Here is a 10,327-nt window from a genome sequence, read left to right as displayed (position 1 = left end):
GCTGCCCGGCGTCCCTCGCAGCATTCAGATGCTCGTCGCGCCGCAGGAACTACCCGTTCTTGGATTGGATCAACCCGTCATAATCACTGCGACGGGACAATAGGCGGGGTTCATCCACGGTGCCGAAAACTGTTTTGTCATGGCAAGAACATGCTCCTACCGGGGATGAGTTTCAACCAGCGTCCCGCGAGGCGACCAGCTTGATGGGTGAATTGGCCAATGGGTTGCGGCCGGGAATGCGGTGGCGGTAGGCGAGGGCTTCGGCGATATCGGTGCGGCGGACCAGCGGGGCGCCGGCGAGATCGGCGATGCTGCGGGCGACGCGGAGGATGCGGGTGAAGCCGCGCGCCGAGAGGCGGAGTTTTTCGGCGGCCTGTTCGACGTATGCTTTGGCGTCCGGCATCAAATCGATCGCATCGCCGGCGGCTTCGGCGTTGTTCGCGGCGGCATCGCCGTAGCGGGCGCGTTGCAGGGCGCGCGCGGCGGTGACGCGGGCGGCGACGCGCGGGGTCGCTTCGCCCGGCGGGGCGTGCAGCAATTCGGCCGGGGTGACCGGGCTGATTTCGATCACGATATCGATCCGGTCCATCAACGGGCCGCTGATCTTGCTCTGGTAGTCTTCGCCGCAGCGGGGTGCGCGGCCGCAGGCGCGGGCGGGGTCGAACAAATAGCCGCAGCGGCAGGGGTTCATTGCGGCGATCAATTGGAAGCGGGCCGGGTAGGTGACATGGGCGGCGGCGCGGGCGACGGTGGTGCGGCCGGATTCCAGCGGCTGGCGCAGGGCTTCGAGCGCGGCGCGGGGGAATTCGGGAAATTCGTCGAGGAACAGGATGCCGCGATGGGCGAGCGAGATTTCGCCGGGTTTGGCGCGATTGCCGCCGCCGGCGATCGCCGCCATGCTGGCCGAGTGGTGCGGTTCGCGGAACGGCGGGCGGGTGACCAGCCTGCCTTCGGTCAGCATGCCGGCGACGCTGTGGACCATGCTGACCTCCAGGGCTTCGCGCGGCGTGAGGTCCGGCAGCAGGCCGGGGATGCGGGCGGCGAGCATGGATTTGCCGCCGCCGGGCGGGCCGATCATCAGCAGGTTGTGACCACCGGCGGCGGCGATTTCGACGGCGCGGCGGGCGGTGGCCATGCCGCGGACATCGGCGAGGTCGGGGCCGTCATCGGTGCGGTCGATCGTGCCGCGCGGCGGCGGGGTGAGGATACCATCACCTTTGAAATGATTGATCAGGGAGAGCAGGTTGGGCGGTGCCAGCACGCCGATTTCGCCGGCCCAGCCGGCTTCGGCGCCCTGGGATTCCGGGCAGATCAGGCCGAGGTCGCGCGCCCCGGCGGCGATGGCGGCGGGCAGCACGCCGGCGACCGGGGCGAGGCGGCCATCGAGCGATAATTCACCGAGGGCGGCGAAGCGGGCCATTTCCTCGGCGGGCAGGATGTCCATCGCGGTGAGCACGCCGAGGGCGATCGGCAGGTCGAAATGGCTGCCTTCCTTGAGCAGGTCGGCGGGGGCGAGGTTGACCAGAATGCGTTTGGGCGGCAGCGCGAGGCCCATGGCGGTCAACGCGGCGCGCACCCGTTCCCGCGATTCGCCGACGGCTTTGTCGGCGAGGCCCACGATCAGGAACAGCGGCAGGCCGGGGGCGATCTGCACCTGTACCTCGACCGGCAGGGCTTCGATGCCGGAGAACGAGAAGGTCTGGACCCGTGCGATGCTCATGCGGCGCGCAACAGGCCTTCGCGGCGGAAACTGAGCCAGGCGCCTTTGCCGATGATGATGTGGTCGTGTAGCGTCACTTCGAGCAGGGCGATGGCGCGCTGGATTTCCTTGGTCATTTCGATGTCGTCACGCGAGGGGGTGGGGTCGCCGCTCGGGTGGTTGTGCACCAGGATCAGGGCGGTGGCGTGGTTCTGCAAGGCGCGGGTGACCAGTTCGCGGACGTAGACCTGGGTGTGGTTGACCGTGCCGCGCGAGGCGATTTCATCGGCGATCAGGCGGTTGCGGTTGTCGAGATAGAGGACGCGGAATTGTTCGATCGACTCGCGCGCCATGGCGATGGTCAGGTAGTCGATCAGCCGGTCCCAATTGTTCAGCACCGGCTGGTCGGCGAGTTCGGTGCGGGCGAGGCGGAGTGCCGAGGCGTGGATGAGTTTGATGGCGGCGACGCTGTGGATGCCTATGCCCTCGTGCGCGAACAGCGATTCGATCGGCGCGGCGAGGACGCCGGCATAGGAGCCGAATCGGTTGATCAATGATTTGGCGAGGGGTTTGGTGTCGCCCTTCTTGAAGGCGAGGAACAGCAGCATTTCGAGCAATTCGTAATCGGCCAGGGCGTCGGCGCCGCGATCAAGCAGTTTTTCGCGCATGCGGCCGCGGTGGCCCTGGGGGCCGGTGCTGGCGAACGGCAGCTCGGCGGCGCTGGCCGCATCGAACTGGTCACGTTCCGCGAAGCCTTTGCGGGTTGGCCGCGCGGGCGCTTCCGGGAAATCGTGGTCCGGGGCCTTGCGGATGCCGCGTAGCAGTTTCTCCCACAATCGCGCCTGACCTTTCGGGAAATTATCGCGCCTAGGTTGTAGGATAGAGAGGGAGTCCGGCATTTGTCCAGCGCAATCGTGCGACCACGGGTTGCGTGATGGCGCGACGGTTCGATACAAGGCGGGCTCAATCAGGAGGATCTGTGATGAGCCGTATCATTCGCACCGAAGCCAACGAAGTTCTTGCGAAAGTCGTTGAATACCATGGTTTCATCTACACGCAGGGCGTGGTTGCGACCGATCTGGACGGCGATGTGGCGGCGCAGACGCGGAACGTGCTCGATCAGATCGATGCGCTGCTGGAACTTCATGGGACGGACAAGACGCGTCTGTTGCAGGCCCAGATCTGGTTGAAATCGATCGAAGACCGGGCGGCGCTTAATACGGTGTGGAGCGCCTGGCTGCCGGAAGGCGGCGCGCCGGCGCGGGCCTGTGTGGAAGCGAAACTCGCCGACCCACGCTATCTGGTGGAGATCATGGTCACGGCTTGCCGCTGAGTTTCATGACCAACTCACAATTCGCCACCCTTAATAAAAATTTAGGAAATTGATCTTAATTTACGCCGAGCGAGACGGTGAAAGATTAAAATTTTCTACCTCGTGACATTTTTGTCAGTATTGAGGGTTGCAGATTTTGCAGTGCCCCCGTAACAAGAATGCAGACGTCCGGTAGGCTGGAGACGGAGTCGCTGCCTTGAAGACAGCGAGTTCTGTTGAAGAGGTACCGGAACATTCCGGCTTAAGGGCTTGTTTGGTGGGCGTTTTGCTGCGTAAGAGTTGGCTTCGAGACGGATTGGGGACGAGCAGGGTATGAGGCAGGGTGGCAAAAAGATCAGAGGCGCGGTCCGTGTTCTTGGGTGCCTTTCTGCCATTTTTGGTTTCTCACAAATCAGTCATGCGAATTCCACCCATAAAACCTTCCATGCCGCACCACATCGCCCGGTTGTCGCCCGTAAAGTCGCTTTTCATGGCCACGTCGTAACCCGTAAGGTCGCAATCCGGCGGCCGGTGCTGCGTCACATCGTCCAGCATCATGCGGTGATCCGGCATGACGTGGTTCGTCATCCTGAAGTTCATGCCGCCGCTTATCACCATGCAGTATGTCGCCGGGTGGCGGCGCGGCGCCCGGATTATCGGCACGACTACGTGGTGCATCACGAACTTCACCGTTACGTCCGTCACGCCGATTACCTGTGGTGCGTGCCTTACGCGCGTGACGTGTCGCATATCGATCTGACCGGCGACGCCTTCCTGTGGTGGGCCGAGGCGGCGGGCCGGTATGGTCGTGGTGAACGGCCGGAGGCGGGCGCGGTGCTCAACTTCCGCTCGAGCCGGCGGATTCCGATGGGTCATGTCGCCGTGGTCGCCCAGGTGATCAACAGCCGCGAAGTTCTGGTCAACCAGGCGAACTGGGTGCCCGACCGGGTCAGCCACGACGTGCCGGTGATCGACGTGTCGCCGAACAACAACTGGTCCGAGGTTCAGGTTTCGATCGGGGATGGCCGGTTCGGTTCGACCTATCCGACCTACGGCTTCATCTATCCCGAGCAATCCAACGGGTTGGTCTATGCCAACAGCGGCAGAACCGAGGTCGCCGAAGCGCCGGTTACCCATAAAATCCGCCTGATCGCGCCGAACCGCACGTTGCGCTGAAGCCCGCCGGAGCGGTCTGCGGTGTTCATTTGAACACCGCGTGCAACAGCGTCATCAATGATTGCGGCGCGGTGATCGGGATGGCGATGATGTTGGCCGGGGCTTCGCCACGATCGGCCGGTTTCAGCGCCATTACCAGAATGATTCGCAGATAATAGAACAGGCCGACCACGCTGCTCAGCACCAGCGTCGCGGTGAGCACCCGCAGGTCGGCGCTCACGCCGGCAGCCATGATGTAGAGTTTGGCGATGAAACCGATCGCGGGCGGGATGCCGGCAAGCGAGAGCAGGATCAGCGTCATGATGGTGGCGAGCAGCGGGCGATGCCAGAACAGGCCGCGCAGATCGTCGATCTGATCGGCATCGCGCGCTGAGCCGGCGCGCGACAGGACGCCGATGACGCCGAACGCGCCGATCACGGTGATCGCGTAGGTCACGATATAGAAAATCACCCCGGCACGGCCGATCCTGCCTGCCGCAAGCAGGGCGATCAGCAGATAGCCGAGATGTGCGATCGAGGAATAGCCAAGCACGCGCTTGAGGTTTTCCTGCATCAGGGCGAGCAGATTGCCCACCAGCATCGACAGCATCGCGACGATGCCGACCGCGCTGGCGAGGATGGGCGAGACGGTGCTGCCCGGCATCGCCAGCAGGTGCAGGATGACCGCGATCACCGCGATTTTGGGGATGACCGCGACATAGGCGGCGCTCGGCGCCGGCGCGCCGGCGTAGATGTCCGGCACCCAGATGTGGAACGGGACCACCGAGAGTTTGAACCCGGCGCCGGCGCCGATCAGCGCCAGGGCGGTCAGGATGATCGGGTTCGGGCCAGCGGCCAGCAGCGGGGCGAAGGTGAGATGGCCGGTGGCGAGTGCGGCGAGACCGATGCCGAACAGGACGATCGCCGAGGACATGCCGGAGAGCACCAGGTATTTCAGCGCGGCTTCCTCGGCTTCCGGTCGGTCGCGCGGGTAGGCGATCATGCCGATCATTGCGATCGTCATGGTCTCGAGGCCGAGAAACAGGGTGATGAACCCGGCGCTGGTCGCCATGGCGACGGCACCGAGCGTCGCGAGCACGAGGAGCAGGGGATATTCCTCGCGCGGGAGTGGCAGGTCGCGGGTCAGATAGAGTGTCGCGAGGATCAGGGTGGCGAGGCCAGCGAGCAGGATCAGCCCCGCGAAACCGAGCGCATCCGGCGTGAGGTTGAACAGGCTGGGGAAGGGGTTGGCGCGGGCGGCGAGCGCCCAGGGGATGCTGATTGTTGCGAGGATCAGGCCGGTTGCGGCGATGATCACTGTGATGGCGAACGAGCGGCGGATGGCGAGGGCGGCGAGCATTGCGGTGACGGCGAGGGCGAGGATGAGCAACGGGGCGGCTGCCTGCATCAGGGTCATCATGTGCCGCGCCTGGTGGCGGGGATTGCCGCGGCATGGGTGATCGGCAGCAGTGCAGCGATGCTGGGTCCTGCGATTTTCAGGACCGGCTGGGGATCGATGCCGAGCCAGATGACGGCGGCACCGAGTGCCAGCATCATGGTGGTTTCGCGCGTGCCGAAATCATGGATCTTGCGCGTGGCGTGGGCCTCGCCGTGAAAGGCGCGCTGGATCGCGATCAGGGAATAGAGTGCTGCCGGGATCAGGCCGATCGCGGCGAGGATGGCGATGGCGGGGGACACCGCATAGACGCCGCGCAGGATGAGGAATTCGCCGACGAAGTTGCCGAGGCCGGGCAGGCCCATCGAGGCGATGACGAAGAACGTGCCGAACGAGGACAGGCGAGGCAGGTCGGTCCAGAGACCGCCCATCCGCGTGAGGTCGCGGGTGTGCAGGCGGTGCTGGATGCTGCCGACCGTGATGAACAGCGCCCCGGTGCTGACGCCGTGCGCGATCATCAGGATCACCGCCCCCTGCCAGGCGAGTGCGTTGAAACTGTAGATGCCGATCAGCACGAAGCCCATGTGGCTAATGCTGGAGTAGGCGACCAGTTTTTTCAGGTCCGACTGGCCGTAGGCGAGGATGGCGCCGTAGAAAATACTGATGGTGCCGAGCGCCATCGCCAGCGGGGCAATGTGGTGCGCGGCGGCGGTGAACAGCGGTACGGCAAAGCGCATCAGCCCATAGCCGGCGGTTTTCAGCAGGATGCTGGCGAGGATGACGGAGCCGGCGGTGGGGGCTTCGGTATGCGTGTCCGGCAGCCAGATGTGTACCGGAAACGATGGCAGTTTCACCAGGAAGGCGATGAAGAAACCGAGCATGATGAGTGTGCCGAGGCGACCGGTCGGCTGGCTGGCCAGCAGGGTAACATAATCGAAGGTCAGCACGCCGGTCTGGCGCTGGTGGAGGAAGGCGAGCGCCAGGATCGACAGCAGCATCAGCAGGCCGCTGCCCTGGGTGAACAGGAAGAATTTGATCGCGGCGCGGCGGCGGTGTTCGTGGCCCCAGATGGCGATGATGAAATACATCGGCACCAGCATCACTTCCCAGAAAAAGAAGAACAGGAACAGATCAAGCGCGAGGAACACGCCGATCGATCCGGCAAGGGACCATAACAGGTTGGCGTGGAAGAAGCCGGTGCTGTGATCGATCTCGCGCCAGGATACGATCACGGCGAACAGGCCGATGATGATGGTCAGCACGATCAGCAGCCAGCTCAACCCGTCGAGATCGAGGCGGATGCTGATGCCGAGGGTCGGGATCCAGCTTGTGTCGAACGTGGCGAGCCAGTGGCCTGAGGTGATCAGATTGGGGGTGGTGAGGCTGGCGGTGCCTGGCCCATGGACCAGGGGCAGGATGAGGCCGAGTTCGAGCAGGAGGGTGGCGAGGCTGATGGCGCGCGGCAGCATCGGGGTGATGCGGTCGGCCGGCCAGGCGAGCAGGCCGCCGAGCAGGGGGATGATCAGGAGCCAGGCCAGAATCATGCGAACACCAACAGGGCGATGGTTGCGATCGAGCCGGCCATCAGCCAGGCAGCGTAGCGGCGGATCTGGCCGATCTGGCTGCGGCGGAGGGTGTGGTGCAGTTGCAGCGTCGCGGCGCTGATCAGGGTGACGACATGGTCGACCGGGTCGTGCCCGAGCGCGCGCACCAGCGCCATGAACGGGCGGACCAGCAGGGCTTCATAGAGCGCATCGAAGCCGAAGCCGGTGCGCAGCAGGCGGCGGAGCGCGCCCGGTTCGGCGGCGGCGGCGCGCTGCCAATGGCCGTTGCGATACAGCGTATAGGCGATGGCGATGCCGAGCAGCGGGACGATGTAGCCGGCGGCCTCCACCAGAATCGCCAGCGCCGATCGGGGTGCCGGGCTGCCGAGCACGGGGTGGAGCAGGGTCATCACCAGACGATCGCCGCCGAGGAACGAGGGTGTTTCGAGCCAGCCGATCAGCAGCGATCCGGCGGCGAGCAGCACGAGCGGCACGGCGATCGGCGCGCCGGACCGGCCGGTGACCGGGGTATGGGCCGGGCCGAAAAACACCAGAAAGACCACTCGGAAACTATAGGTTGCGGTGATCAGCGCGCCGAGCAGCCCGGCCGCCCATAAGCCAGGGCCGATGCCGGGTGCGAACCAGACCGCGCCGAGGATCATTTCCTTGCTGAACGACCCCGCGCTGATGATCGGCACCGCGGCGAGCGAGGCGGCGCCGATCAGGAAGCTCCAGAAGGCGAGCGGCAGGCTTGTGCGCAGGCCGCCCATTTTGAAAATGTCCTGCTCATGGTCGAGCCGCATGGCGATGGCGCCGGCCGAGAGGAACAGCAGCGCCTTGAAGACGGCGTGGGTGAGGAAATGGAACATCGCGGCCGACCAGGCGCCGACGCCGAGGGCGAGGAACATGTAGCCGATCTGGCTGATCGTGGAGTAGGCGAGCACGCGTTTGATGTCGGACTGCACCATTGCGGCCAGGGCTGCGAGCAGGATGGTGATGCCGGCGCCGATCGATATCGCGAGCAGCACGTCCGGCGCGAGCAGGTACAGCACGTGGAGCCGCACCACGAGATAGACGCCGGCGGTGACCATGGTGGCGGCGTGGATCAGGGCGCTGACCGGCGTCGGCCCGGCCATGGCGTCGGGCAGCCAGGTCTGGAACGGGAATTGGGCGGATTTGCCGAGACCGCCGATCAGCAGCAGGGCCGCGGCGAGGGTTGGCCATGCGCCGCCGTGCGGCCAGAGTTCGGTTGCGCGCGCGAGCATCGGCTGGATCGAGAGCGTGCCGAGTTTGACCGCCAGCAGCAGAATGCCGGCCAGCATGGCGATATCGGCGATGCGGGTGACGATGAAGGATTTGCGCGCGGCATAGCCGTTGGCGGCATCCTGAAACCAGAAGCCGACCAGCAGATAGCTGCAGACGCCGACGCCTTCCCAGCCGACGAACAGCACCAGCAGATCGCTCGCCAGGATCAGCAGCAGCATCGCGGCGACGAACAGGTTGAGATAGGCGAAATAGCGGCTGTAGCCGGCTTCGCCCGTCATATAGGCGGTCGAAAACAGATGGATCAGCGTGCCGATGATGGTGATGACCAGCATCATCAGCAGGGCGACCGGATCGAGGTAGAGGCTGATATCGACCGTGAGGCCGGGCAGGGTCAGCCAGGTCCAGAGATGTTGGATGAATAGGTGCGATGGCGGTGCGGCGGCATACCAGTGGAGCCCGATCAGGATCGCGATGAGGGCGGCGATGCCGACGCTGGCGGTGCCGATGATGGCTGCGGCGCGGGCTGGCAGCATTGTGCCGCACAGGCCGAGGATGGTGGCGCCCATCAGCGGGCTGGCGGGGACGAGCCAGAGGAGATGGTTCATGCCTGGGCATCCCGCAGGCGGTTGGCGGCATCGCCGTCGAGCGTGGTGAGGCGGTTGCGCAGGCGGAGCAGCAGGATCAGGCCGAGGGCGAGTTCGGCGCCGGCGAGGTTGATCACGAAGATGAACATGATCTGGCCCTGCGGGTTGCCCCAGCGCATGCCGGCGGTGATGAACAGCAGGCCGGCCGCGTTCAACATGATTTCGATCGACATCAGCACGAAGATCAGGCTGCGGCGCGCGAGCAGGCCGATCAGGCCGATGATGAACAGCATGGCGGCGAGGGTGGCCGGGGCGTGCCAGGAGAGGCTGACCATCGGCCTAGTCCCGCGCCCTGGCCGGGCGGCCGAGGTGGTACGCGCCAATCAGCCCGGCGAGCAGCAGCATCGAGGCGAGTTCGACCGCGGCGAGATCGGTGGTGAACAGTTTAAGGCCGACCGCCTGGGGCGAGACGATGTGATGCGCGCCTGCCGGGCCGGTGCTGCCGAGCAGGCCGTAGAGCAATTCGCCGGCGAGTGCCGCGCCGGACAGGATGGGGATGATCCAGATCGAGCTTGTCAGCCAGCCGGATTCGCGCGCGATGGCGGTGCGGTCGAGCCGGAGCATCATCACCACGAACAGGAACAGGACCATGATGGCACCGGCATAGACGATGACTTCGAGCGCGGCGGCGAACGGCGCGCCGAGCGTGTAGAACACCACCGCCATGCCGAGCAGCGAGAGGACGAAATTGAGCAGGCCATAGAGCGGGTTGGCGCGGGTGATCGCGATTGCCGTGGTGAGCAGGGCAAAGGCGGAGGCAGCGTAGAACACGATGTCGTAACACGACGGGCTCATGGCAGCAGCCCCCGTGGGTCGACCGGCGGGCTTTCGTTGAGCGCAGCACCTTTGGGTTTGCCGGGCGTTGCGACGCCGGCAATGCGGTAGAAATTATAGTCGGGCACCTTGCCGGTGCCGGCGATCAGCAGATGCTCTTTTTCATAGACCAGGCTCTGGCGGGAAATCTCGCTCATTTCGAAATCGGGGATGAGCTGGATGGCGGATGTCGGGCAGGCTTCCTCGCAGAAGCCGCAGAAGATGCAACGGGAAAAATTGATCCGGAAATGCTCGGGGGTCCATTGGTCCGGCGCCGCGCTCTTTTGCAGGCTGATGCAGTCGCATGGGCAGACCGCCGCACAGAGGTAGCAGGAGACGCAACGTTCCTCGCCGTCCGGATCGCGGGTGAGCACGATGCGGCCGCGGTAGCGCGGCGCGAGATAGGGTTTTTGTTCCGGATATTGAACGGTTTCGGTCTTGTGGAACAGATGCAGGAAGGTGAGCCACAGGGTGCGGATGGCGCTGATGATGAACATG

Annotated in this window: 11 protein-coding genes; 2 read left to right on the top strand and 9 right to left on the bottom strand. The window is 65.0% G+C overall.

The window, feature by feature from the left end:
• Window positions 1-172 precede the first annotated feature (172 nt).
• The gene (locus tag B7X49_RS02150; RefSeq protein WP_286702795.1) at window positions 173-1,720 is read right to left on the bottom strand and encodes a YifB family Mg chelatase-like AAA ATPase; all 1,548 of its coding nucleotides are present in this window, start codon (window positions 1,718-1,720) and stop codon (window positions 173-175) included.
• On the bottom strand, window positions 1,717-2,535 hold the full coding sequence (gene radC / locus B7X49_RS02145; RefSeq protein ID WP_286838141.1) for a DNA repair protein RadC: 819 nt from the start codon (window positions 2,533-2,535) through the stop codon (window positions 1,717-1,719). Before radC ends, B7X49_RS02150 begins: the two co-directional genes overlap by 4 nt.
• 146 nt (window positions 2,536-2,681) lie before the next feature.
• Here radC and B7X49_RS02140 point away from each other — a divergent pair, with 146 nt between their 5' ends.
• Window positions 2,682-3,032, top strand: coding sequence for a RidA family protein (locus B7X49_RS02140; RefSeq protein ID WP_286702793.1), 351 nt, complete (start codon window positions 2,682-2,684; stop codon window positions 3,030-3,032).
• A gap of 384 nt (window positions 3,033-3,416) precedes the next feature.
• On the opposite strand, the gene B7X49_RS02135 is transcribed toward B7X49_RS02140, so the two are convergent.
• Window positions 3,417-3,599: a hypothetical protein gene (locus B7X49_RS02135; protein WP_286702792.1), complete on the bottom strand. Its 183-nt coding sequence runs from the start codon at window positions 3,597-3,599 to the stop codon at window positions 3,417-3,419.
• A gap of 45 nt (window positions 3,600-3,644) precedes the next feature.
• Here B7X49_RS02135 and B7X49_RS02130 point away from each other — a divergent pair, with 45 nt between their 5' ends.
• Complete coding sequence (locus B7X49_RS02130) at window positions 3,645-4,187, top strand: CHAP domain-containing protein (protein ID WP_286702791.1); 543 nt, start codon at window positions 3,645-3,647, stop codon at window positions 4,185-4,187.
• Between the two features lie 25 nt (window positions 4,188-4,212).
• On the opposite strand, the gene B7X49_RS02125 is transcribed toward B7X49_RS02130, so the two are convergent.
• From B7X49_RS02125 to nuoI, 6 genes are read right to left on the bottom strand one after another with little or no spacing between them, the layout of a single operon-like run.
• A complete protein-coding gene (locus B7X49_RS02125; protein WP_286838138.1) occupies window positions 4,213-5,586 on the bottom strand; it encodes an NADH-quinone oxidoreductase subunit N in 1,374 nt (457 codons plus the stop codon).
• Window positions 5,583-7,106 carry a NuoM family protein gene (locus B7X49_RS02120; protein WP_286702789.1) on the bottom strand — a complete coding sequence of 508 codons (1,524 nt, stop codon included), beginning with the start codon at window positions 7,104-7,106 and terminating at the stop codon, window positions 5,583-5,585. Before B7X49_RS02120 ends, B7X49_RS02125 begins: the two co-directional genes overlap by 4 nt.
• Complete coding sequence (gene nuoL, locus B7X49_RS02115) at window positions 7,103-8,977, bottom strand: NADH-quinone oxidoreductase subunit L (RefSeq protein ID WP_286702788.1); 1,875 nt, start codon at window positions 8,975-8,977, stop codon at window positions 7,103-7,105. The genes B7X49_RS02120 and nuoL overlap by 4 nt, the downstream gene beginning before the upstream one ends.
• A complete protein-coding gene (nuoK, locus tag B7X49_RS02110; protein ID WP_286702787.1) occupies window positions 8,974-9,291 on the bottom strand; it encodes an NADH-quinone oxidoreductase subunit NuoK in 318 nt (105 codons plus the stop codon). Before nuoK ends, nuoL begins: the two co-directional genes overlap by 4 nt.
• 4 nt (window positions 9,292-9,295) lie before the next feature.
• On the bottom strand, window positions 9,296-9,811 hold the full coding sequence (gene nuoJ, locus B7X49_RS02105) for an NADH-quinone oxidoreductase subunit J (protein ID WP_286702786.1): 516 nt from the start codon (window positions 9,809-9,811) through the stop codon (window positions 9,296-9,298).
• Window positions 9,808-10,326, bottom strand: coding sequence for an NADH-quinone oxidoreductase subunit NuoI (gene nuoI / locus B7X49_RS02100; RefSeq protein WP_245594090.1), 519 nt, complete (start codon window positions 10,324-10,326; stop codon window positions 9,808-9,810). The genes nuoJ and nuoI overlap by 4 nt, the downstream gene beginning before the upstream one ends.
• Window position 10,327: the final 1 nt, after the last annotated feature.

This window comes from Acidiphilium sp. 34-64-41 (assembly GCF_002282635.1).
In the GTDB taxonomy this organism is placed as follows: Bacteria; Pseudomonadota; Alphaproteobacteria; order Acetobacterales; family Acetobacteraceae; genus Acidiphilium; species Acidiphilium rubrum.
Note: the sequence above shows the minus strand (reverse complement) of the source record. Positions and strands in the feature narration are given on the sequence as shown.

Bases quoted from the DNA above. Each gene is read 5' to 3' on its own strand.
- nuoK (WP_286702787.1), bottom strand. From the start codon at position 9,291: ATGGTCAGCCTCTCCTGGCACGCCCCGGCCACCCTCGCCGCCATGCTG.
- B7X49_RS02135 (WP_286702792.1), bottom strand. From the start codon at position 3,599: ATGACGAACCACGTCATGCCGGATCACCGCATGATGCTGGACGATGTG.
- B7X49_RS02150 (WP_286702795.1), bottom strand. From the start codon at position 1,720: ATGAGCATCGCACGGGTCCAGACCTTCTCGTTCTCCGGCATCGAAGCC.
- B7X49_RS02125 (WP_286838138.1), bottom strand. From the start codon at position 5,586: ATGATGACCCTGATGCAGGCAGCCGCCCCGTTGCTCATCCTCGCCCTC.
- nuoL (WP_286702788.1), bottom strand. From the start codon at position 8,977: ATGAACCATCTCCTCTGGCTCGTCCCCGCCAGCCCGCTGATGGGCGCC.
- B7X49_RS02140 (WP_286702793.1), top strand. From the start codon at position 2,682: ATGAGCCGTATCATTCGCACCGAAGCCAACGAAGTTCTTGCGAAAGTC.
- nuoJ (WP_286702786.1), bottom strand. From the start codon at position 9,811: ATGAGCCCGTCGTGTTACGACATCGTGTTCTACGCTGCCTCCGCCTTT.
- B7X49_RS02120 (WP_286702789.1), bottom strand. From the start codon at position 7,106: ATGATTCTGGCCTGGCTCCTGATCATCCCCCTGCTCGGCGGCCTGCTC.
- nuoI (WP_245594090.1), bottom strand. From the start codon at position 10,326: ATGTTCATCATCAGCGCCATCCGCACCCTGTGGCTCACCTTCCTGCAT.